A 21,178-nucleotide genomic window follows, 5' to 3' on the forward strand; every position below is an offset into this window, starting at 1 on the left:
CTAGCTGCACCAGCGATAATGCCCCTCACGGCCTTCGGCTAAGATCTCTTGATAGAAGCGGGTTTGTCGGATGTCAGCCGTTTTGATGTGAAACCCCTAATTCAAAGTAGGCACCTCGTAGGGGCATTACATGCAATGCTCCTACCAATTGGGTTAGCCAGATGGAATCCCTAACTTTTTATGCCCTTGGCATGGCCCGCTACCCCGCCACCACAAAGTTGACCAGCTTGCCCGGCACCACAATCACCTTCTTGATCTCCTTGCCTTCCAGGTAGCGCTGGGCCGCTTCCGACTCACGGGCGTACCGCTCCAGGGCGGCTTTGTCGGAGTCGGCGGGCACCTCCAGGGTGCCGCGCGTTTTGCCCATAATTTGAATAACGAGCGTGATCTCATCCACTACCAGGGCAGTGGGGTCAAACACTGGCCAAGGGGCGCGGTGAACCGAGTCGGGGTTACCCAACTGGTGCCACAGCTCATCGGCCATGTGGGGGGCAAAGGGGGCCAGCAGCAGCACCAGGGCGCGCACACCCTCGGCATAAACGGGGGAATCTTTAGCGGCAGAATCAGTGAGCGCGTTGCTGAGCTTCATCAGTTCTGACACGGCGGTGTTGAACTGGTAGTCGCCGTCGATGTCTTCGGTGATCGCCTGAATGGCGGTGTGGATAGCGCGGCGCAGGGTTTTCTCATCTTTGGAGAGATCGGCGGCGGTGTCTCCGGAGGGCGAACCACCGTTCGCCCCTACAGTGGTGATATATTCGGTGACCAGTCGCCAGACGCGGTTGAGAAAGCGGAACTGGCCTTCTACATCGGCGTCATCCCACTCTAGGTCTTTTTCGGGGGGTGCTTTGAAGAGAATAAACATGCGAGCGGTGTCGGCCCCGTACTTCGCCAGCACCGATTTGGGGTCTACGCCGTTGTACTTCGACTTCGACATTTTTTCGTAGAACACCTCCAGGGGCTCGCCCGTTTGAGGATCGACGGGGTTTGCCGGATCGGCCACCTCCTCAGGGGCGACGTACTTGCCAGTTTTGGGATTCTTATAGGCGGTGTTTTGCACCATGCCCTGGGTCAGCAGCCGCTCAAAGGGTTCATCGCAGGAGACTAGGCCGCGATCGCGCAGCACCTTGGTAATAAAGCGTGAGTACAGCAGGTGCAAAATGGCGTGCTCAATACCACCCACGTACTGATCCACCGGCATCCAGCCGTTAGCCTGGGCCTGGGCAAAGGCCGATGCGGGGTTTTTCGCATCGGTGTAGCGCAAAAAGTACCAGGACGAATCGATAAAGGTGTCCATGGTGTCGGTTTCGCGCCGGGCGGGGCGGTTGCAGGTGGGGCAGGGCACATTCACCCAGTGCTCTAGCTGCGCCAGGGGCGACGCGCCGCGACCGGAGAACTCCACATCCTCGGGTAGCGTCACCGGCAGTTGCTCGTCGGGCACCGGCACAATGCCGCACTCGGGGCAGTGCACCACCGGAATCGGCACACCCCAGTAGCGCTGGCGGGAAATTAGCCAGTCGCGCAGGCGGTAGTTTGACTCACCTTTGCCCTTTTGGTTGGTTTCAAGCCAGTGAATGGCTGCTGGGACGCTCTCGGCCTCGCCCTTACCTGCTGGAATATCATTCAGCGGGCCAGAGTTGACCATGACGCCTTCTCCAGGCCAGGCTTTAGTCAAGGTATCGCCATCGAAGGATTCTTCCTCGGGCTGTACCACCACTTTGACGGGCAGGCCAAACTTGCGGGCAAACTCAAAGTCACGCTGGTCGTGGGCTGGTACGGCCATGATCGCCCCGGTGCCGTAGCCCATCAGCACATAGTCAGCGATCCAGATCGGGATTTTTGCATCGTTCACCGGGTTCAGGGCGTAGCTGCCCGTCCACACCCCCGTTTTTTCGCGGTCTTCGGCGGTGCGATCGATCTCGCTTTTAGCGGCGGCGGCCTTGCGGTAGTCGTCTATAGCTGCGACGCGATCGGGCGCAGTCAGCTTTTCCACCAGGGGATGCTCCGGCGACAGCACCATGAAGGTGGCTCCCCACAGGGTGTCGGGCCGGGTAGTAAACACCGGTAGCGCATCCCCCGCCTCGGTCTTAAATACGACTTGAGCCCCGGTGGATTTGCCAATCCAGTTGGCCTGCATGGTGCGCACCCGCTCGGGCCAGCCGGGCAGCTTATCCAAGTCTTGTAGCAGTTCCTCGGCGTAGTCGGTAATTTTGAGGAACCACTGACGCAGCAGCTTTTTCTCGACGATCGCCCCCGATCGCCAGGATTTCCCCTCGCTATCGACCTGCTCGTTGGCCAGCACCGTCTGGTCGATGGGATCCCAGTTAACCGCCGCCTCTTTTTGGTAGGCCAGCCCCATTTGCAGCATCTGGATGAAAATCCACTGGGTCCAGCGGTAGTAGTCGGGGGCGCAGGTCGCCACCTCCCGCTCCCAGTCGTAGGAGAGGCCCAGTTCTTGCAGCTGGGCGCGCATCTGGTCAATGTTGGCGTAGGTCCACTGGGCGGGGTGAACGCCGCGATCGATCGCCGCATTTTCCGCCGGTAGGCCAAAGGCATCCCAGCCCATGGGGTGCAGCACCCGATAGCCCTGCATGCGCCGCACCCGCGCCACCACGTCGGTAATGGTGTAGTTACGCACATGGCCCATGTGCAGGTTCCCCGACGGGTACGGAAACATCGACAGCGCATAGAACTTAGGCTGGTCGGGGTTCTCGATCGCCCGATCTAGCCCTTGCTCGGCCCAAGTCTGCTGCCACTTCTTCTCGATGTCTGCGGGGTTGTATTTGGACTCCACGTCCTTGACTCCTAATGCTGCACTGGTGCGATGTTCCCCATCATAGCGATCAGTGGCGGCGGGGAGGCAAGTTGGCGTGATGGAGTAGGGAGTAAGGGAGTGGAGAGTTTTGAATGTTGAATTTTGAGTTTTGAATTATTGCTCTGCCGCAAACACTCAGAGCTAAGCACTCAAAACTCAAAACTTCCCATTGCTATCCCTTCACTTCATCGGCAAAGCTCGCTCGCCGCTTAAACTCAAACGGCCCCGCCAGCGACCCCCACAGGTGCTCGTGGGTCTCTGGGTCGCGGCCCCGGTCCCAGCTAACGAATTGGTCAGCGTCGATTTCAAACTCGCTGTCTAGATAGGTGGTCTTGCCGTTGCGCTCGACCATGCAGGCTTTGCCGGGTTCGACGGCTCCTTTAAAGCTGTGGCCTGTCCAGTGGACGATCATGTCGCAGCCGGGGGTTTTTTCAAAATGGTCAGCGGTGAGTTTTGAGAGCTGGTCGAGGTTGCGAGAGGCTCCGTAAAAGGCTTCAGCGTCCTTGAGGGTGTAGTTCTCAATCAAAATGTGATCGCCTTGGGGAATAAGCTTCATGCCTCGGGCGCGGTAGGGCTGCTGGATCATAAAGTCGTAGGCCTGCTCAATGTAAAACCCTAGGCCACCAAGGGTTTCGGTGGGCAGGGGGCGCATGCAGACGCGAATGTGGGCAAACAGCGGCGGGTTTTCGAAAGCCTGCTGCTGGTTGCTAAAGTCTGCCGCCATCCAGCGGGCCAGGGTGTGAATGTCGGTGACGTGGGTCATGGATGGGTTTAGAAATCATCGTGGTAAGGTTGACCCTAGTTTACAGGTTTGACGAAAGACCGTCAGAAAAGACCACGATGAAAAAGCTCCACCTAGCGCTCTCATCTAGTGATATTGCTGCCTCCGTAGCCGATTATTCTGCCCGGTTGGGATGCAGTCCAGCGCTGGTGATTGAGGGTGCCTATGCCCTGTGGCGTACGGAGACGCTAAATCTTTCCATTCGCCACGCCCCTGAAGTGGCACCAGGGCAGCTGCGCCACCTGGGCTGGGAAGACAACGAGGCCGAGACATTTACCACCGAGGTGGACGTTAACGGTATTACCTGGGAGCGCTTCGCCGCCCGCCACCAGGCTGAGGAGATTCAGGCCGCTTGGCCGGAGACGGATTATCGAGTCGAGGGCAGTAAGGAAACCAATGGACACCATGGAAACTGACTTGACTGCTGAAACCTACCACCTATATGTCGAACTGCTCGACAGCGACCCCTACATCTGGCGACAGGTTTGTGTGCGGGGCAATATATCCCTGGCGGAGTTCCACCGCGTGTTGGCGGCGGTGATGGGATGGTCGGGGGAGGCTGACCATGTGTTTAAGGGACAGGGTGAAGTTTTACAGGCTGGGGAAGAACGGGTGCTCTCTGCCCTCCTCACCCAGCCCGGCGAAGCGCTGATTTACAACTATGCTCCTGACCAGGGTTGGCTGCACAAAATCACGCTAGAGGCGATCGCCCCCGTTGACCATCCCCTACCCCACTGCACTGCCGGGGAACGGCAATGCCCACCAGAGTTTTGCAACGGCGTGTGGGACTACGTTGACCTGATCGATCGCCTGGGCGATGGCGATGACCCTGAGGAAATCGATGCTCTCTGGCAAAAAGTCGGCTACGATTTCGACCCCGAACGGTTTGATTTAGCCGCCGCCAACCGGCGATTGCAGGCTTTAGCGGAATCAGCACACTGCATCCCGGATGTCTGCAACTAGCTCATCAATCGCTTCAATGGTCGTGTTCCAGCCACACATTAACCGCGCCCCGTCACTGCCGATGAAGGTGTAAAACTTCCAGCCCCGACGGTAAAGCTCATCAATCAGGAGCTGCGGCATTTGCACAAACACCCCATTGGCCTGGCGCGGAAACAAAATCTTCAGCTCAGGAATTTGCCCTAGCTGCTGCTCTAGATAGGCAGCCATGCGGTTGGCGTGCTCCGCGTTGCGTAGCCACGCGCCCGTTTCGAGCAACCCCAGCCACGGGGCCGAGATAAAGCGCATCTTTGAGCACAGCTGCCCCGCCTGCTTACAGCGGTAGGCAAAGTCTGCGGCCAGGGCTTTGTCAAAAAAGAGAATCGCCTCACCAATGCCCATGCCGTTTTTAGTGCCACAGCAGCACAGCACGTCAACGCCTGCTTGCCAGGTCAGCTCGGCGGGGGTTTTGCCAGAGGCCACCAGGGCATTGGCAAAGCGAGCCCCATCCATATGCACCTTGAGCCCGTGGTGGCGCGCCAGACCACTGAGGGCCGCTAGCTCGTCGGTGGTGTAGAGCGTACCCACCTCCGTTGCCTGGGTCAGGCTAATCACCTTGGGTTTGGGGTAGTGAATATCGGTGCGCTTGGTAATCAGGCGCTCCACATCGGCGGGATCGAGTTTGCCGTTGTCGCCCTGGGCTAGCAACAGCTTAGAGCCATTGCTGGCAAACTCAGGGGCACCGCACTCATCGGTTTCTACATGGGCCAGCTCATGGCAAATCACGCTGTGGTACGACTGGCACAGCGACGCCAGGGTCAAGGAGTTGGCTGCGGTGCCGTTGAAGACAAAAAATACTTCGCAGTCGATTTCAAAGATATTGCGAAAGGCATCTGAAGCCTTTTGAGTCCATTCATCGTCGCCGTAGGCAGGCACATCTCCCTGATTGGCTTTGAGGAAATAATCTAGGGCCTCGGGACAGATGCCGGAGTAGTTGTCGCTGGCGAACTGGAGGGGGCGGGTGGGTGGTGGGGCGGTGAACATGGCGGGGGGTGGGGTGTTTTGAGGGTAGCGTGGGGGGCGATGGGGTAGACAGCGAGGGGAGTGGACTAGGGGAGGGACGTGAGAAGAAAGGGGATGCAGTAAGATTGGGGGCTATGGAAGCATTAAACCGCAACAGAACTGGGTATTGGGCTATGGTGCGTAGGTCTCGCTGGATTTGGATAGTAGCAGCGGTGGCTGGGGCCTCGGTAGCCCTAGATGGGGGTGCACTGGCTCCGTTGGGAGGAGCACCGGCCCAGGCCCAGGATGGCGGCACCATTACCCTGCGCTCAGACATCCAAGAAGCCAATGCGGCTACGGGTATCATTACCGCTCGGGGCAATGTGCAGATCGATTACCCATCTCGCGGCATTCAAGCTACGTCGGCCCAGGCCGATTATTTCAGCAATGAAGATCGCATTGTGCTCAGCGGCAACGTTGTTGTCACTCAGCAGGGCAACACGCTGCGGGCCGAGGTCGTCACTTACCTGATTGAAGAAGATCGCTTTGTGGCTACCCCTCGCCCCAATGACCAGGTGGAAGCGGTTTATATTCTGCCGGAGTCGCCGCCTGCGCCGACATCTAGCGGTGGAACGGGCGATCGCGCTCCGGCCCCACGACCCCCAGTGGTGCTAGATGTCAGCCCCGTTGACGGCGAGACTCAGCCTGCCAACCCCAGTCGATAAAGGCTGTTTCTCAACGCCCAAACAACTTTTTAGAAAGTATAAAGCGCTACTGAAAAGTTATGTCTAGGTGGGTGAGGGGTCTGACCCACTTGACGCAAACAAGCATAATGTTACGCTCGATAGGCTGTTTAAAGTTGGTTTTAACTACCAACGACTTACTATCGCAGAGCGTTTTTTGGGGCTGCACTTTATCAAGTTCTTATGAATCAAGGATGGTTTAAGAAGTCTTTTCCTGCGATCGCAAGTTATTGTCCCAAGTCTAGCTAGCATAGGTTGAGCACACGCAGTAGCAAAGCGGTATTACAGATCGGTATTGATATTCAAAGTTGGCTACGCGTTGGATGTTCCCTGTATGACTAGAGACTGCTCGACAATTAACAAAGCCGTGTTGCTTCCTCCAGAATAAACCGCTGACTAGGTTTTGTGGGTTAACAAATGGTTGTGATTTCTAGACCTTTGGGTTCCTGAGATTGCAATACTATCTCGACGCTAAATCTACCTTTAGTGTCGGCTGGCTTGCGGTGTCTCGACACTTTTTTAAGAATAATGCAGTCTTATTTCTCTAGGTCTTTATAGATGTCCTGGAGGCGACTTTGTTGTTTGTCAGTGGTTAGGGGTTTGCCTTACTCCCAGGAAACGTTGCGAATAGCATTTTTTAGTTAAATCAACATGCTTACCCATTTTTCTCGCGTTCCTTTTTTGTCAGAAGAGACTCCTGCCGTTAAGTTAGTGCAACGATCGACTAAAAAAATAGGGTCTATGCTGCGGCTCCTGTGGGGCGATCCTCGGTTTTTAGTCATGAGCTGGCTGGCTCGATTTATTCCAATTCGGGAGTGGGTCGCCTGTCGCGGCAACTATATTTCTCCAGCAGTAATTGATTCAACAGTTATTCACGAAACGGAGGGGACCTGTCCCCTGATGAGCCCAGATCAGGTAGCGCGGCTCATGCATGCCAACGGCTACTATGTTGGGTTTTCGCTTCGGCCCAGTATTTTGCAAGAGTTGTTGACCTTTGCCAAGACAACGCCTTGCTATGCCAACCGCAACCCCTCTCAGCCGTTTTACATCCAGCACAAAGACAAACTAGAGCAAGAGTTGGGCACTCCGCTGCTGGTGGCTGGCTATTTAGACGACCATGAATCGTGCCGAGCCTATCAACATATTAAGCATGATCCTTACCTGTTAGCGATCGCAAGTCAGTACCTCAACCACCCGGCGGTGTACCTGCGGGGCGAGCTAGCCTGGGGATTTCCTGCGCCTAATACCCTGGATGACAAAATCAAAACGGCGCGGGTCTATCACTGCGATATCAACGATTTCAAAACGATCAAATTTTTCTTTTACCTTACCGAAGTGGGTGAGGGCGAAGGCCCCCACGTCTATATGAGGGGCACCCACCGCACGCGAACATTTGATCACCAGCGCATGGGTCAGGGCTGCGCGGCGATCGCCGACGAAACCCTGGTACAAACCTATGGCCGCGATCGCGTTCAGGTGGTTACCGGTGCCGCCGGACTAGGGTTTGCAGGCGATCCGTACTGCCTACACAAAGGCACTGTACCTACCAACCAGGCTCGATTGCTCCTACAGCTAGAATTTGGCATTACCCCCTATCGGGTTTGGTATTTCTAGGATTTGTAATGTTTGAACGCTTAAGCAATTTTGTTCGTAGAAGCCTGGCCCATTGTATTCCCAACCCATATTCAGAATACGGGCCTTCAAAAAATGGAGTTGGCTACACCCTGTTTACCCGCCCTGTTCAAGGCGTATCTGCTAGGAATAAATAGAAATGTCGATCGCTCAACTTGACGCTACTGAGCAGGTGCCTAAAACAATAGCCTACCTGACTAATCAGTACCCTAAGGTTAGCCATAGTTTTATTCGCCGTGAAATTGCGGCCCTAGAGGCCCAGGGGATAACGGTCGCTCGGTTTTCGATTCGCTCCTGTGCCCATGAGCTAGTAGATGCCGACGATATTGACGAGCTAGACAAAACTCAAGTTGTTTTAGACCAGCGCTGGATCAATTTGCTGGCTGGGGCTGGGCGCGTTGTGGTGCAGCGACCGCTAGCCTTTTTGATGGCTCTCGGTTTGGCCTTGAGGCTCGGCTTTAAAAACGAAAATGGGACGGTTTATCACCTGGCTTACCTGGCCGAAGCCTGCGTGCTGCTGGGCTGGTTTGAGTCAGCCGGCATCGACCATGTACATGCCCACTTTGGTACCAATTCAACGACGGTGGCGATGCTGTGCCAAGCCCTGGGTGGCCCGCCCTACAGCTTTACCGTCCACGGCCCTGAGGAGTTTGATCGGGTACGCGCCATCTCCTTAACTGAAAAAATCAAGCGGGCCGAGTTTGTGGTGGCCATTAGCTCCTTTGGGAAAAGTCAGCTCTATCGCTGGTCTGCGCTAGAAGACTGGCCCAAAATTCACGTGGTGCGCTGCGGGCTAGATCAGACCTATCTGGCCCAAGAGTTTAGGCCCATCCCCAAAAAATCTCACTTTGTCTGCGTGGCACGACTCAGCGAGCAAAAGGGTCACTTGCTGTTGCTAGAGGCCGTCCGGCAGTTGTTGCAGAAGGGGTACAACTTTACGGTGGCGCTGGTGGGCGATGGCGAGATGCGATCGCAAATTGAGCAGATTGTAACCACCTACGAGCTGCAAAACTGCGTCTCGATTACTGGGTGGGCCTCTAGTGATGCGGTTAAGGCTGAGCTACTGCGGGCTCAAGCGCTAGTGCTGCCCAGTTTTGCCGAGGGTCTGCCGGTGGTGATCATGGAGGCGCTAGCTCTGGGCAGACCGGTGATCACGACCACCATTGCCGGCATTCCTGAGTTGGTGGAGACCGGAGTAAACGGCTGGCTAGTGGTGCCCGGCTCGGTAGAGTCTCTAGTTGAGGCCATGGGCGCGGCCCTGACCACGACAGCGCCTTCCCTTGAGGCTATGGGGCAGGCAGGGCTTAAAAAAGTGGCCCAGCAGCACAGTGCTGACCGTGAGGCGCATAGTCTAGCCCGGCTGTTCGCCGCCAGTGGCCACTCCCAACGCCTCAGCCAGCCCCGCCAGAGGTCTTGGGCCACCCTCCTGATGCAGCGGCGACAGGTCTCTGTGAAGTCAACCTGAGTGCCCCGGCTGAGCAGCGCTGACCTCTAGACTGAGTAAGAGCTTTGATACAATTTGCTAAGCTCAGTAGCACTACCTCGGCCCAGGCGCGCCCTTGAAAATCGTACTTGACAACGTTCAAAAGACCTACGGCAAACGCCAGGTGGTAAACCGGGTGAGCTTGTCAGTGGCCCAGGGCGAAATCGTTGGCCTGCTGGGCCCCAACGGCGCAGGCAAAACCACTACCTTTTATATGGCGACCGGCCTAGAGCGACCCGACGCAGGCAAGGTTTGCCTCGACCAGATTGACATTACCGATCTGCCCATGCACCAGCGAGCGCGGCTGGGCATTGGCTACTTGGCCCAGGAGCCGAGCATTTTTCGCAATCTGTCGGTGGCTGACAACATTTTGCTGGTGATGCAGCAGACGCGGGTGCCCCCCGACGAATACGGCGATCGCCTCCAAGACTTGCTAAAAGAATTTCGCCTAGAGAAAGTAGCCAACACCCTGGGCATTCAGGTGTCAGGAGGAGAGCGGCGGCGCACCGAACTGGCCCGCTCCCTGGCCTCTGGGCCCGAAGGCCCCAGCTTTTTATTTTTGGATGAACCCTTTGCCGGGGTAGACCCGATCGCCGTCAACGAAATTCAGGAAATTGTGGCTAAGCTGCGCGATCGCGACATGGGCATCCTGATCACCGACCACAATGTCCGCGAAACCCTGCGGATTATCGATCGCGCCTACATCATGAGCGACGGTCAAATTCTCGCCTCGGGCAACGCTGACGATCTCTCCAGCAATCCGCTAGTGCGCGAGCACTACCTGGGCAAAGACTTCGCCATCTAGCTATCCTGGGGCCAACTCTCCCAGCGTTGCAGCCACCAACATCTTCCCCAGCCTTCCCCATCTCCCCTAACGCCCCTACCCCTCCACACCCCCACCCCATGGCCTCAGCCTCCACCACTCCCGTTCGCCCTCGCCTCGGTACCCCACTGCTAACGGTGATGGATCGCTACATTGCCAAAGAGCTGACCATGCCCTTTTTGTTTGGGGTAGGGGCCTTCTCCTCCATTGGGATATCGATTGGGGCGCTGTTTGAGCTGATTCGCCGCATCACCGAGTCGGGGTTGGCCATTACCCTGGCGGCGCAGATCTTTCTGCTCAAGTTGCCCGAGTTCATCGTGCTGGCCTTTCCCATGTCCACCCTGCTAGCCACCATGATGACCTACAGCCGCTTCTCCAGCGACAGTGAGCTGATTGCCCTGCGGGGGGTGGGGGTGAGCATTCGCCGCATCATTACCCCCGCCGTGGTGCTCAGTCTGCTGGTGACGGGGCTGACCTTTGTGTTTAACGAGCTGATTACCCCCGCCGCCAACTACCGGGCCGCCATTACCCTAGAGCAGGCGCTAAAGTCGGAGCGGCCCCCGTTTCAGGAGCGCAACATCTTTTACCAAGAATTTCAGCCCGCCAGCGACGACCCCGCCGCTCAGGAGCTGAAGCGCCAGTTCTATGCTCGCCGCTTCGACGGCACTACCATGCACGGGCTGACAATCCTCGACTTTTCCCAGAAGGGGCTCAACCAGGTGGTCAGCGCCGAGTCAGCCAATTGGGACGTGGAGAGCAACGCCTGGACGTTTTACAACGGCACTATCTACGTGGTGGCCCCCGACGGCTCCTTCCGCAATATCATCACCTTTGAAACCCAGGAGTTACAGCTGCCTCGCACCCCCCTCGACCTAGCGAGCCGCACCAAAAACGACACCGAGATGAACATTGCCGAGGCCACCCAGCAGCTAGAGCTGGTGCGCCAGAGCGGCGACGAAAAGATGATTCGCCGCTGGCAAATTCGCATCATGCAGAAGTACGCGCTGCCCTTCGTGTGCGTGGTGTTTGGCCTGGTGGGAGCCTCCATTGGCGTGCTGCCCCAGCGCACTAGCCGCGCTACCAGCTTTGGCATCAGCATTGTGATTATTTTTGGCTATTACCTGCTGTCGTTTATCACCAACGCCATGGGCGAGGTAGGGGTGCTGTCGCCGTTTATGTCGGCCTGGCTACCGACACTGCTGGGGTTGGCGATTGGCCTATATCTACTGTTTCGGGCGTCTAAATAGGGATGGTAGGGGCACAGCATGCTGTGCCCCTACGGAGTTGATGGCTAACGCAAGGGTCTACAGAACCTAGAAGAAAAACCCGTCCTGCTCGATTTCTTCGATGGTTTGCAGGCCTCGGGTATCACCCACCTTGAGTAGGGCGGTGCGGGCGTCTTCACGCACGCCGAGATCGTCCTCTTCGGCGAAGCTTTCGATTAGGGCATCGATCGCCGTGTGATAGACCACGTTAGAGGGCAGCTCGCGGCAGAGCTGCCCTACAGTCCAGGCGCAGTTGCTGCGCACCGCTGGCACTGGGTCGCGGCGCAGCCCTTCGATCAGGGGGGGAATGGCGGCAATCACCGACTCGTAGTTAACCTGGGCCATTTGGGCTAGGGCGCTGGCCGCCCATAACCGCACAGCGGCGATATCGGTACGCAGGGCTTCGATTAGGGGCAGCAGCGATCGCGCATCGTGGGCGTTGCCCAAAGCCCACACCAGGCCCTTGCGCACGTAGCCATTCCAGTCGGTGTCTAGCTGGGCAATGATCGGTTCTACCGCCGAGCGATCGGGGTTGCGGCCCAGGGCGTAGGCGGCGCTGACCCGCACCAGGGGGCAGGGATCGCTGAGCAGCGCCGTCAGGGGAACCACCGCCCGCTCGTCTTCTACCTCACAAAAGGCCCGCGCCGCCAGCATGCGATGCTGCGGGTCAGCGGAGGTTAGCAGGGGCAGCATCGCCTCGGGGTCGAACTGGGGAGCTTGTTCCTCGTCTACGGGGCCCAGGGCATCGAGGGGGTCGGCAAACTCCAGGTCGGGGTTTAGGGTGGAGAGATCGTCGTCATACATAGGGCTACTTTATCCGGTTACGCGGCACTTTTAGCGCTGGCAAGGGCACCCTGCAAACTTTCGTTAAGCAGGGCAAAGGGCCATCGCCTAAGGGATGGGCAGCGGTAGGGGATGGCGATCGCCACTCATCCTCCCGGTCTGGCTCAGCCTGGCTCAATTTTTCTGGCCGCTACGTGCAAAACCGTATCGAGCGGACTGTGGGCGACATTCCAGAGGCGGTAGACAAAGAGGGTTCCTTGCCGGGGATAGGGACAATAACCTACCCCAGAGCAGATTTGTCAGATTCAATTTCCGAAGAATATCGGTAGATACCGGTGGCCCAAACCAGGCAGCCGCTAGGATAAAGCCATCACGCTGGGGCTGATTATCAGGAGCATTGGCAACGCTTCATCCCCTTGGCAGAGCACGCTGTGCCAGGTGATCAATGCCGGGTTAGACCCCAAAAAGCCCCCGCCAACATCATTAGGAATCTCCCCGCTATGGCATCCCAAGACCAAGTTAGAAATTTTTTAGCCCACTGGTTTCAGCTAGGCAAACCAGTAGTGCTGGCCGAAGGGCGAGGCGAATGTCTGCCTGACCCAATTTTTCAAAACGGGCGCTATAGCCCAGCTTTTGAAGACTGCTGGCACCGCATTATGGTGACCAGCGGCCAAGACTGCCATCTCAAAGGCACCAGCCAGAGCATTGCTGTAATGCTGTCGCCCGCCTGGGATGTGGCCCCCTGCGCCCGCTGTGACATGCCCATCGTCATTCCCACCGCCGGTACGATGACGGAGCTCTGCCCCTGCAATGACCTAGCTACCTGGCCTAGCACAGAGGTACCTATGCCCCGCACAGCTGTGGATAACCAGCACCATTTGACAGAGCTAAGGCAGCGGTTAACCATGGCACCAGGCAAACCCGCCGCTAACCGCTAGACCTACCCCTCGTTAGACCTAAACCGAAGCAGATGCCAGCACCTTATCGTCTTGGCGCGGAATGTCGTAGATCATAAAGTCGTGGGCCATAGCGGTATTCGGGAAAATGGCCCGAGCCTCGGCCAGCAGATCGCTTAGCTGAATGTCGTTGCCGGGAGCGTAGCGAGGGCTAAAGTGGGTCATGATTAGCTGCTTGGCCTGGGCGCTGAGGGCTACCTGGGCCGCCATGGTCGAGGTGGAGTGCAGCCGTTGGTAGGCCAGATCGGCATCGCGGTGGGAAAAGGTGGCCTCGTGGATCAGCACGTCGGCATTGGCGGCGAGGTCTACGGCGCGATCGCAGTAGATCGTATCGGTGCAATACACCAGCTTGCGCCCCACCAGGTCTGGCCCGCAGAGGTCGGCCCCATTAATCGTGCGACCGTCATCGAGCTTGACCCGCTGCCCCTGCTTCAGCCGCCCGTAGATGGGGCCAGAGGGAATGCCTAGGGCTTGGGCGCGCTTCACGTCGAAATGGCCGGGGCGATCGCGCTCCTCAATGCGATAGCCGTAGGCGGGCACTCGGTGCTCTAGCAGATCGCAAAACACGCGAAAGTCGTCATCTTCAAACACCAGTCCCGGCTCGACGGTGTGAATTTTAATTGGCAGCGAAAAATGGGTTTGGGAGTAGCGGCGGCTGGCTTGCAGGTAGTCGTTGAGGGGCTTCGGGCCATAGATATCGATGCGCTGCTGCCGATTGCCCGCCAGGCCACAGCTAGCCAGCAGCCCCATCAGACCAAAAATGTGGTCGCCGTGCATGTGGGTAATGAAGATGCGGCGAATCTGGCTCGACTTAAACTCGCTGCGCAAAAACTGGTGCTGGGTGCCCTCACCGCAGTCGAACAGCCACACCTCAGCTCGTTGGGGCAGCCGTAGAGCCACACTCGACACATTGCGGGCGCGGGTTGGCACGCCAGAACTGGTACCCAAAAATGTAATCTGCAAAGAAACCGCCTCTGGGAAACGCAACGAGCCAGGGGGCAAGCCACAGCCCCAAGCCTACCCACCTATCTTGCCACGCCTCAGAGCCAATAGCCGGAGCCAACGATAGAAACTAAAGCCACGCAGTATCATCGACACAGGGCGATGATCTCTGCTCCAAGCCATCCACCACAGCCGCAGCGATGAGGAAACACCAATGATCTCAATGACCTACTTGCTGACGGCGTTGCTGACCGGGCTGGGGCTGATGGCAACAACTTCCGTTGCCCAGGCGGCTCCGCCCGGCGTGCACTACGCCTGGCAAGTTTTGGGCATCAATACCGCCCAATGCCTAGGCCAGGCCCGTCAGGCGCTAGAGTCCCAGGGGCTAGAGCCGATGCAAAACGATGCCACCAGCGTGGCCGGGCGCTCTGAGACAGTGACAGCGATGTTTGTGTGTCTCGAGAGCCAACCCGCCACCACCACGGTGATGGTGGTCGTAGCCAGTGACGACGACGAACAGGCCTTGGCCCTGCGGGAAGCGCTGAAGCAGGCATTCTAGGCCATGCGCATCGTCGCCTACCGCTACCGAGAGGTCAATGGCTCCACCACCCCTGCCCCTGACGCATTGGGGGAGGAGATGCTGGCAGCGGTGGAACGGGTCTACACCGATGTCGCCCTGCCGACGGAGCCGGGGTATCGGCCAGAGCGCGATCGCCTACTAGCCGACCTACGAACCCATCCCGCCGATCGGGTTTTGGTGGATAGCCTCGCTACCTTGGGCAACGACTCCGAAGATATTCGCCACTGGGTACAGGCGTTCGCATCGGTTGGGGTTGAAGTAGTCGCTCTAACGAATGACGCGATTGACTTAGACAGCATTTTGCAGGGTGCTGACCTGGCTAACGATCAGCGTCGCCGCCGCCTGCGCGAGGGCCACGCCCGCAGCCGCTTGCAGGCGCTACCGCCCCCCGGCAAGCCCCCCTATGGCTACCGGCGAGGACAGGGCCGCTACTTGATCGATCGCGCCACGGCCCCAGTCGTCACCGCCTTTGTCAACGAATTTTTGCTCTACGGCTCGCTGCGGGGGGCGGTGCGGTTCATCGAGGGCAAACTGGGCAAGCGAATTTCGGTGTCTACCGGGCGGCGCTGGCTCACCCACCCGGTGTATCGGGGCGACCTGCAATACCAGGATGGCAACGTTCTGCGCGACACCCATGCCGCTATCATCAGCCGCGATGAGGCTGCTCAAATCGATCGCCTGCTGCGCCGCAATCGGCCCCTGCCGCCCAGAACAGCGGGAGCACCGCGATCGCTAGCCGGTCTCGTCACCTGTCAGGCGTGCTCTCAACCCCTAACCATCTCAAAAACCGCCCCTCGGGGTCAGGCCAAAAGCTATCTTTACCTGCGGCCTAGCGGCTGCCCTAAAGCTCCCCGCTGCCCCGCCATTCCCTACGACGACGCGCTACATCGCATTGTGAGTCAGATTTGTCAGGAGTTGCCCCCGGCGGTGGCTCAATTCACAGCGAAAATCCCCCCCGGTGCCCCTACTCCCGCCGCCGGTTTGCAGGGTGCGATCGCCGCCAAAGAAGCCGCGATCGCCCAGCTCCCCACCCTAGAAGACTCTGGCATTCTCGATGCCGAAACCGCCGCTCTACGCCGCTACAAGCTGAGGGGCGAAATCTCGGCCCTGCACCAGCAGCTCGCTCAGCTACCCCCGGTGAACCTGCAAGAGCTGTCCCAGTCGGTGTCAATTCCCCAATTTTGGCTCGACCTGTCTGAGGCCGAGCGGCGCTTTTTCTTCCGCGAATTCATCCGCGACATCCAAATCGTGAGACAGGATAAGGACTGGTGTATAGAGCTAGTCTTGGTGTTTTAAGGTGACCAATTGCCTTAAGAATCCTCTGACTCAGCCGGTTTTATCAAAGCCTCCAAGGCACTAAAACTCGATGCTGTCGGGGGTGCGGGGGAAGGGGATGACATCGCGGATGTTGCCCATGCCGGTCATAAACTGCACCAGGCGCTCAAAGCCGAGGCCAAAGCCCGCGTGGGGCACGGTGCCAAAGCGGCGCAGATCGAGATACCACCAGTAGTCTTCTAAGGGCAAACCGGCCTCCTGAATGCGGCGCTCCAGCACATCTAGCCGCTCTTCCCGCTGGGAGCCGCCGATGATTTCGCCCACCTTGGGGGCTAGCACGTCCATAGCCGCTACCGTCTCGCCGCCGTCGTTGAGGCGCATGTAGAAGGCTTTGATGCCAGTGGGATAGTCGGTGACAATCACCGGCTTTTTGAACAGATCCTCCGCCAGGTAGCGCTCGTGCTCCGATTGCAGATCGATGCCCCACTCGACCGGAAATTCGAACTTTCGGTCTGTCTTTTCTAGCAGCTTCACCGCATCGGTGTAGGTAATGCGCTCGAAGGTGTTGTTGATAATGTTGTCGGCGGTAGCCAGCACCGAGTTGTCAATGCGATCGTTAAAGAAGGCCATGTCTTCCGGGCAATGCTCTAGCACTGAGTGGAAGATGTATTTGAGAAATTCTTCGGCCAAATCCATGTTGCCGGTTAGATCGCAGAAGGCCATCTCCGGTTCCACCATCCAAAACTCGGCCAGGTGGCGGGAGGTGTTGGAGTTCTCAGCCCGAAAGGTGGGGCCAAAAGTATAGACATTGCTAAAGGCCATCGCCATGATCTCGGCTTCGAGCTGGCCGCTGACGGTAAGGTAGGCGGGCTTGCCAAAGAAATCTTGGCTGTAGTCCACCGCACCCTCTTTGGTCTTGGGTGGGTTGGCCAGATCTAACCCCGTAACGGCAAACATTTCCCCCGCCCCCTCACAGTCGCTGGCGGTGATGATCGGGGTGTGCATCCACAAAAAGCCGCGCTCATTAAAAAACTGGTGAATCGCCTGGGCGCAGGCGTTGCGTACCCGAAAGACCGCGCCGAGGGTGTTAGTGCGCGACCTGAGATGCCCCAGCGATCGCAGATACTCAAAGGAATGCCGTTTTTTCTGAAGCGGATAGGTCTCGCCGTCCGCCGTGCCATAGACCGTAATGGATTCGCCCTGCAATTCTACGCGCTGGCCTTTGCCGGGTGACTCCACCAGGGTGCCGCCAATCTCGACCGATGAGCCGGTGGTTAGGTCTTTAACCACTGCGTCGTAGCCCGCCAGGTCGGCACTCAGTACCACCTGCAAGCCCGCCATCGAGGAGCCGTCATTGACCTCCACAAAGGTGATGCCCTTGGCCTCGCGCTTGGTACGCACCCAGCCCTGGATGGTGGTGCTCTGGCCCGGTTCGCCAGCGTGCAGAATGTCTCGAATGCGGGGCATAGCTCTGCTCAGTCTGTAGTAGGTTTATGCGGAATATTAACTATTCTGACCCACAGCGGCCCTGAAAGGGGGCTCAGCACCGACAAAACGGCTGCCTCTAAACCAATTTGAGGGCTAGGCCCGATCAGACAACAAGTCTTAGGGAATCTGAATTAGCGGGTAAAAGTATTGATAGCTACAAAAGCCCCCTGACTTTGCCTCTACTATCCATAATGGAAATTTCTATGGGTGCTTAGGACTGATCGCTGGCAAAAGCTAACGGGTGGCAGTGGTGTCTTTTGGCTTACTCTCAGGGCACCAATTCTCCAGGCTAAGCGGGGCTAGAAAGGTGAATATGTTTGGTTAGATTCTAGTTAAATATTCAGGTTTTAATTCCTCAGAACCGATTGAGGATGATAGCGTTAGCCGTGGTTCAAAGGCATTAGATATAGGCCCACGATCCATCTACCCTCAGCACTTTTCTTTTGAGGCCTTCATCATTGTCTGAGAGATTTTTTTGGGCTACTGAGACGATAAGTATTGTAGACAGAAACTCCCTATGCTTGGGGTTGCCGGTTTTTGGTTTAGCCATGGGGTTTTTCTAAGCATGTCTAACAGCTAAGTCTCCCAGGCTTTTCTCGTGGGGAAGGCGATCGCGATCGCCCCAGGCGCTAATCTTATTCATTACGGGTCTTTCTGATGCTGGCGGCTTTAGAGTTGCCCCGTGCCAGTGACAGCTTTGCTTAACTTCCCATTTAACCAGGAGACTTCTATGAGCGGAAACGAATTGCGGGCCCAGGCGATCGCCAGTATTGCCTGTCGTCCTAAGGTGGCGGTGACCGCTCCCGGACGGCTCGAAGACCTATGGGCTAAAGACGTCTTTGGCCTCAGCAAGATGCAGGAGTGCCTGCCCAAGTCGGTATTTAAATCGGTGCAAAAAACCATCACCACTGGCGCACCGCTGGATGTGTCGGTGGCCGATGTCGTGGCCGTGGCCATGAAAGACTGGGCTACTTCTAAGGGAGCACTCTATTACTCCCACATGTTTTACCCCCTGACCAACGCCACCGCCGAAAAGCACGATGGTTTTATCTCGGTGCAGAGCGACGGGTCGGTGATTTCAGAATTTTCTGGCAAGGTGCTGGTGCAGGGCGAGCCCGACGGTTCCTCCTTTCCCAACGGCGGCATTCGCTCCACCTTTGAGGCCCGGGGCTACACCGCCTGGGATGTAACCAGCCCTGCCTTCGTGATGGAAACCGAGAACGGCGTTACCCTCTGCATTCCCACGGTGTTCGTCTCTTGGACTGGCGAAGCGCTCGACAAAAAAACCCCGCTGCTGCGCTCCAACGCCGCCATGAGCAAAGCCGCCACCCGCGTGCTCAAGCTGTTGGGCCATAGCGAGGTCGCTCCGGTCAACTCTAGCTGCGGCGCTGAACAAGAGTACTTCTTGGTAGATGCTAGCTTTGCCAACATCCGTCCCGACCTGCTGCTGGCGGGCCGTACCCTGTTTGGCAAAGCTCCGGCCAAGGGCCAGCAGTTCGACGACCACTACTTTGGGGCCATTCCCGAGCGAGTCCAAATTTTCATGCAGGATGTGGAGGAAAAGCTCTACCGCCTTGGCATTCCGGCCAAAACCCGCCACAACGAGGTGGCCCCAGGCCAGTTTGAGATCGCTCCCTTCTTTGAAGCGGCCAACGTCGCCAGCGACCACCAGCAGCTCATCATGACGGTGCTGCGCAACACCGCCAAAAAGCACGGATTCCTCTGCCTGCTCCACGAAAAGCCTTTCGCGGGCATCAATGGCTCGGGCAAACACGTCAACTGGTCGGTGGGCAACGCCACCCAGGGCAACCTGCTTGACCCCGGCGATACACCTCACTCCAACGCGCAGTTTTTGGTGTTCTGCGGTGCAGTGATTCGCGGCGTGCACAAGTATGGGCCGCTGATGCGGGCGGTGATCGCCAGCGCCAGCAACGACCACCGACTGGGGGCCAACGAAGCGCCGCCAGCCATTATCTCGATTTACCTGGGCAGCCAGCTCCAGGATGTGTTTGACCAAATTGCCTCGGGCGAGGTGACCGGCTCTCAGTCAAAGGGCGATATGGATCTGGGCGTGCCCACCCTGCCAGTGTTCCCCAAGGATGCGGGCGATCGCAACCGCACCTCCCCCTTTGCCTTTACCGGCAACCGCTTTGAGTTTCGCGCCGTGGGCTCGGGCCAGTCAGTCTCGGGGCCGCTGGTGGCGATGAACACGATTCTGGCCGACTCCCTCGACTGGATGGCTGACCAGCTTGAGGCCAAACTGGGCAGCGGCGTCGAACTCAACGTCGCCATCCACGACATTCTGCGCGACGTGATTCGCGACCACGGGGCCGTGGTGTTTAACGGCAACGGCTACTCCACCGAGTGGCACGAAATGGCCGTCAACGAGCGGGGGCTGCTCAACCTGCGCACCACCGCCGATGCTCTGCCCGTGCTGCGCGAGCAGTACATCGAAGACCTGTTTGCCAAAGAGAATGTACTCACCCCAGTGGAGCTGGGTAGCCGCTTTGAGGCCTACTCTGAGCAGTACATCCAGCACATTGAGGTCGAAGCCAAGCTGGTGCTCAGCATGGCCAAGACCATCATTTACCCCGCCGCCGTGCGCTACCTAGGCGAACTGGCCAAGACCATCGACAGCCTCGATGAGATCGGCATTGAGTTTGACAAAGACAGCGTCGTCAAAGTGGCCGAGCTGACCAAGGCAATGATGGCCTCAGTGGGCGAGCTGAGCGACATGCTAACCAAGCACTTCATGTCGGTGGAAGAGCACATGCAGTTCTGTGCCCAAACCATTCGCCCCCTAATGGATCAGGTGCGCGAGTATGCCGATGCCCTAGAGGGCGAAGTGGCCGATGACCTCTGGCCGCTGCCCACCTACCAGGAGATGCTGTTCATCAAGTAGGGGCAAAGAAGTTAATGAAAAGGGTTTAAGGTATCAGGTTTACGGTTTAGGGCACACCCCCCTGAACCTGATACCTTTTACCTTAAGCCCTTTTTTATTTGACGTTTCAAAGTCTTCCCGTCATCCCGTGAGCAAGACCAACGCCGCCCGCATTCTCGATCGCCTCAAGCTGCCCTACCAAATTCTGGAGTACGAGGTAGATCCCGACGACCTGGCCGCTGAGAGCACCGCCGAGAAGCTGGGCCTGCCGCCCGAACAGGTGTTTAAGACTTTGGTGGCCAAGGGCGATCGCACGGGCATCTGCCTCGCCGTCATTCCTGGCAGCGCCCAGCTCGATCTAAAGGCTTTGGCAGTACTGGCGGGCGATCGCAAAACCGACACCGTGCCCCTCAAAGACGTACAGCCTCTCACTGGCTACATTCGCGGCGGCGTCACGGCCCTGGGCACCAAAAAGGCCTATCCAGTCTATGTAGATGAATCGATCCTCACCTTTGAAACTGTGGCCGTATCGGCGGGCAAACGGGGCCTGATGCTGTGGTTGGCCCCAAACGATTACCTGACTGCGACTCAGGGAACCTTGGGGGCTTTGGTCAAAAAAACGACGCCTTAGCCTAGCTGTGAACAGGACTCAGCTCGTGAATCCCCTACTTAACCTCCGATCACGTCCCTAAATAAATTATTTTGCAGCAGCCCATGGGGGCGATCGCCCCTCATACCGAGACAGAGGGCAGATTTTGGGCACTGCTGCAAAAAGATCGCAAAGAAAAGGACA

18 protein-coding genes are annotated in these 21,178 nt (G+C 57.7%); 12 read left to right on the plus strand and 6 right to left on the minus strand.

Going from position 1 to position 21,178, the window contains the following annotated elements:
* Window positions 1–199: 199 nt before the first annotated feature.
* Both leuS and H6G07_RS06605 read right to left on the minus strand, forming a co-directional pair.
* A complete protein-coding gene (gene leuS / locus H6G07_RS06600; protein WP_073607597.1) occupies window positions 200–2,791 on the minus strand; it encodes a leucine--tRNA ligase in 2,592 nt (863 codons plus the stop codon).
* Between the two features lie 193 nt (window positions 2,792–2,984).
* Window positions 2,985–3,575: a chromophore lyase CpcT/CpeT gene (locus H6G07_RS06605; protein ID WP_073607598.1), complete on the minus strand. Its 591-nt coding sequence runs from the start codon at window positions 3,573–3,575 to the stop codon at window positions 2,985–2,987.
* A 77-nt stretch (window positions 3,576–3,652) separates the two neighbouring features.
* On the opposite strand from H6G07_RS06605, the gene H6G07_RS06610 reads away from it, so the two are divergent.
* Together H6G07_RS06610 and H6G07_RS06615 are read left to right on the plus strand one after the other, a co-directional pair.
* Entirely contained in the window at window positions 3,653–4,009 is a 357-nt protein-coding gene (locus H6G07_RS06610; protein WP_073607750.1) for a VOC family protein, read from the plus strand.
* Window positions 3,999–4,556, plus strand: coding sequence for a plasmid pRiA4b ORF-3 family protein (locus H6G07_RS06615; RefSeq protein WP_073607599.1), 558 nt, complete (start codon window positions 3,999–4,001; stop codon window positions 4,554–4,556). The genes H6G07_RS06610 and H6G07_RS06615 overlap by 11 nt, the downstream gene beginning before the upstream one ends.
* On the opposite strand, the gene H6G07_RS06620 is transcribed toward H6G07_RS06615, so the two are convergent.
* Window positions 4,524–5,576, minus strand: coding sequence for a threonine aldolase family protein (locus tag H6G07_RS06620; protein WP_073607600.1), 1,053 nt, complete (start codon window positions 5,574–5,576; stop codon window positions 4,524–4,526). The genes H6G07_RS06615 and H6G07_RS06620 overlap by 33 nt on opposite strands.
* Window positions 5,577–5,728: 152 nt before the next feature.
* Between H6G07_RS06620 and H6G07_RS06625 the strand changes: the two genes are divergently transcribed.
* The 5 genes from H6G07_RS06625 to H6G07_RS06645 all read left to right on the plus strand — a co-directional run bounded on the left by H6G07_RS06625 (window position 5,729) and on the right by H6G07_RS06645 (window position 11,462).
* The gene (locus tag H6G07_RS06625) at window positions 5,729–6,259 is read left to right on the plus strand and encodes an LptA/OstA family protein (protein WP_073607601.1); all 531 of its coding nucleotides are present in this window, start codon (window positions 5,729–5,731) and stop codon (window positions 6,257–6,259) included.
* A gap of 759 nt (window positions 6,260–7,018) precedes the next feature.
* Window positions 7,019–7,891 (plus strand): hypothetical protein, encoded by an 873-nt coding sequence (locus H6G07_RS06630; RefSeq protein WP_073607602.1) that lies wholly within the window; start codon window positions 7,019–7,021, stop codon window positions 7,889–7,891.
* Between the two features lie 157 nt (window positions 7,892–8,048).
* The gene (locus H6G07_RS06635) at window positions 8,049–9,374 is read left to right on the plus strand and encodes a glycosyltransferase family 4 protein (protein ID WP_073607603.1); all 1,326 of its coding nucleotides are present in this window, start codon (window positions 8,049–8,051) and stop codon (window positions 9,372–9,374) included.
* 94 nt (window positions 9,375–9,468) lie between these two features.
* Window positions 9,469–10,197, plus strand: a complete 729-nt coding sequence (lptB, locus tag H6G07_RS06640) for an LPS export ABC transporter ATP-binding protein (RefSeq protein ID WP_073607604.1) — start codon at window positions 9,469–9,471, stop codon at window positions 10,195–10,197.
* A gap of 98 nt (window positions 10,198–10,295) precedes the next feature.
* The gene (locus H6G07_RS06645) at window positions 10,296–11,462 is read left to right on the plus strand and encodes an LptF/LptG family permease (RefSeq protein WP_242026654.1); all 1,167 of its coding nucleotides are present in this window, start codon (window positions 10,296–10,298) and stop codon (window positions 11,460–11,462) included.
* Between the two features lie 66 nt (window positions 11,463–11,528).
* On the opposite strand, the gene H6G07_RS06650 is transcribed toward H6G07_RS06645, so the two are convergent.
* Window positions 11,529–12,284, minus strand: coding sequence for a HEAT repeat domain-containing protein (locus tag H6G07_RS06650; protein ID WP_073607605.1), 756 nt, complete (start codon window positions 12,282–12,284; stop codon window positions 11,529–11,531).
* Between the two features lie 479 nt (window positions 12,285–12,763).
* Here H6G07_RS06650 and H6G07_RS06655 point away from each other — a divergent pair, with 479 nt between their 5' ends.
* Window positions 12,764–13,201 (plus strand): hypothetical protein, encoded by a 438-nt coding sequence (locus tag H6G07_RS06655; RefSeq protein ID WP_073607606.1) that lies wholly within the window; start codon window positions 12,764–12,766, stop codon window positions 13,199–13,201.
* An 18-nt stretch (window positions 13,202–13,219) separates the two neighbouring features.
* Here H6G07_RS06655 and H6G07_RS06660 read toward each other — a convergent pair whose 3' ends face one another.
* Window positions 13,220–14,182 (minus strand): ribonuclease Z, encoded by a 963-nt coding sequence (locus tag H6G07_RS06660; protein ID WP_073607607.1) that lies wholly within the window; start codon window positions 14,180–14,182, stop codon window positions 13,220–13,222.
* 202 nt (window positions 14,183–14,384) lie between these two features.
* Between H6G07_RS06660 and H6G07_RS06665 the strand changes: the two genes are divergently transcribed.
* On the plus strand, window positions 14,385–14,720 hold the full coding sequence (locus H6G07_RS06665) for a hypothetical protein (RefSeq protein ID WP_190740694.1): 336 nt from the start codon (window positions 14,385–14,387) through the stop codon (window positions 14,718–14,720).
* Between the two features lie 3 nt (window positions 14,721–14,723).
* Entirely contained in the window at window positions 14,724–16,037 is a 1,314-nt protein-coding gene (locus tag H6G07_RS06670; protein WP_073607609.1) for a recombinase family protein, read from the plus strand.
* A 60-nt stretch (window positions 16,038–16,097) separates the two neighbouring features.
* Here the strand turns inward: H6G07_RS06670 and asnS are convergent, their stop codons facing one another.
* A complete protein-coding gene (asnS, locus tag H6G07_RS06675) occupies window positions 16,098–17,483 on the minus strand; it encodes an asparagine--tRNA ligase (RefSeq protein ID WP_073607610.1) in 1,386 nt (461 codons plus the stop codon).
* Between the two features lie 751 nt (window positions 17,484–18,234).
* On the opposite strand from asnS, the gene H6G07_RS06680 reads away from it, so the two are divergent.
* Both H6G07_RS06680 and ybaK read left to right on the plus strand, forming a co-directional pair.
* The gene (locus H6G07_RS06680; RefSeq protein ID WP_073607611.1) at window positions 18,235–20,406 is read left to right on the plus strand and encodes a glutamine synthetase III family protein; all 2,172 of its coding nucleotides are present in this window, start codon (window positions 18,235–18,237) and stop codon (window positions 20,404–20,406) included.
* Window positions 20,407–20,533: 127 nt separating this feature from the next.
* Window positions 20,534–21,016: a Cys-tRNA(Pro) deacylase gene (ybaK, locus tag H6G07_RS06685; RefSeq protein ID WP_073607612.1), complete on the plus strand. Its 483-nt coding sequence runs from the start codon at window positions 20,534–20,536 to the stop codon at window positions 21,014–21,016.
* Window positions 21,017–21,178 lie beyond the last annotated feature (162 nt).

Source organism: Phormidium tenue FACHB-1052 (genome assembly GCF_014696675.1).
GTDB lineage: Bacteria > Cyanobacteriota > Cyanobacteriia > Phormidesmidales > Phormidesmidaceae > Nodosilinea > Nodosilinea tenuis_A.

Excerpts from the sequence above, each read along its gene's own strand:
- H6G07_RS06615 (WP_073607599.1), top strand. The coding sequence starts at position 3,999 with ATGGAAACTGACTTGACTGCTGAAACCTACCACCTATATGTCGAACTG.
- H6G07_RS06625 (WP_073607601.1), top strand. The coding sequence starts at position 5,729 with ATGGTGCGTAGGTCTCGCTGGATTTGGATAGTAGCAGCGGTGGCTGGG.
- H6G07_RS06655 (WP_073607606.1), top strand. The coding sequence starts at position 12,764 with ATGGCATCCCAAGACCAAGTTAGAAATTTTTTAGCCCACTGGTTTCAG.
- asnS (WP_073607610.1), bottom strand. The coding sequence starts at position 17,483 with ATGCCCCGCATTCGAGACATTCTGCACGCTGGCGAACCGGGCCAGAGC.
- H6G07_RS06635 (WP_073607603.1), top strand. The coding sequence starts at position 8,049 with ATGTCGATCGCTCAACTTGACGCTACTGAGCAGGTGCCTAAAACAATA.
- H6G07_RS06610 (WP_073607750.1), top strand. The coding sequence starts at position 3,653 with ATGAAAAAGCTCCACCTAGCGCTCTCATCTAGTGATATTGCTGCCTCC.
- H6G07_RS06680 (WP_073607611.1), top strand. The coding sequence starts at position 18,235 with ATGAGCGGAAACGAATTGCGGGCCCAGGCGATCGCCAGTATTGCCTGT.
- H6G07_RS06605 (WP_073607598.1), bottom strand. The coding sequence starts at position 3,575 with ATGACCCACGTCACCGACATTCACACCCTGGCCCGCTGGATGGCGGCA.
- H6G07_RS06630 (WP_073607602.1), top strand. The coding sequence starts at position 7,019 with ATGCTGCGGCTCCTGTGGGGCGATCCTCGGTTTTTAGTCATGAGCTGG.
- H6G07_RS06645 (WP_242026654.1), top strand. The coding sequence starts at position 10,296 with ATGGCCTCAGCCTCCACCACTCCCGTTCGCCCTCGCCTCGGTACCCCA.
- H6G07_RS06620 (WP_073607600.1), bottom strand. The coding sequence starts at position 5,576 with ATGTTCACCGCCCCACCACCCACCCGCCCCCTCCAGTTCGCCAGCGAC.
- H6G07_RS06650 (WP_073607605.1), bottom strand. The coding sequence starts at position 12,284 with ATGTATGACGACGATCTCTCCACCCTAAACCCCGACCTGGAGTTTGCC.
- H6G07_RS06665 (WP_190740694.1), top strand. The coding sequence starts at position 14,385 with ATGACCTACTTGCTGACGGCGTTGCTGACCGGGCTGGGGCTGATGGCA.
- H6G07_RS06670 (WP_073607609.1), top strand. The coding sequence starts at position 14,724 with ATGCGCATCGTCGCCTACCGCTACCGAGAGGTCAATGGCTCCACCACC.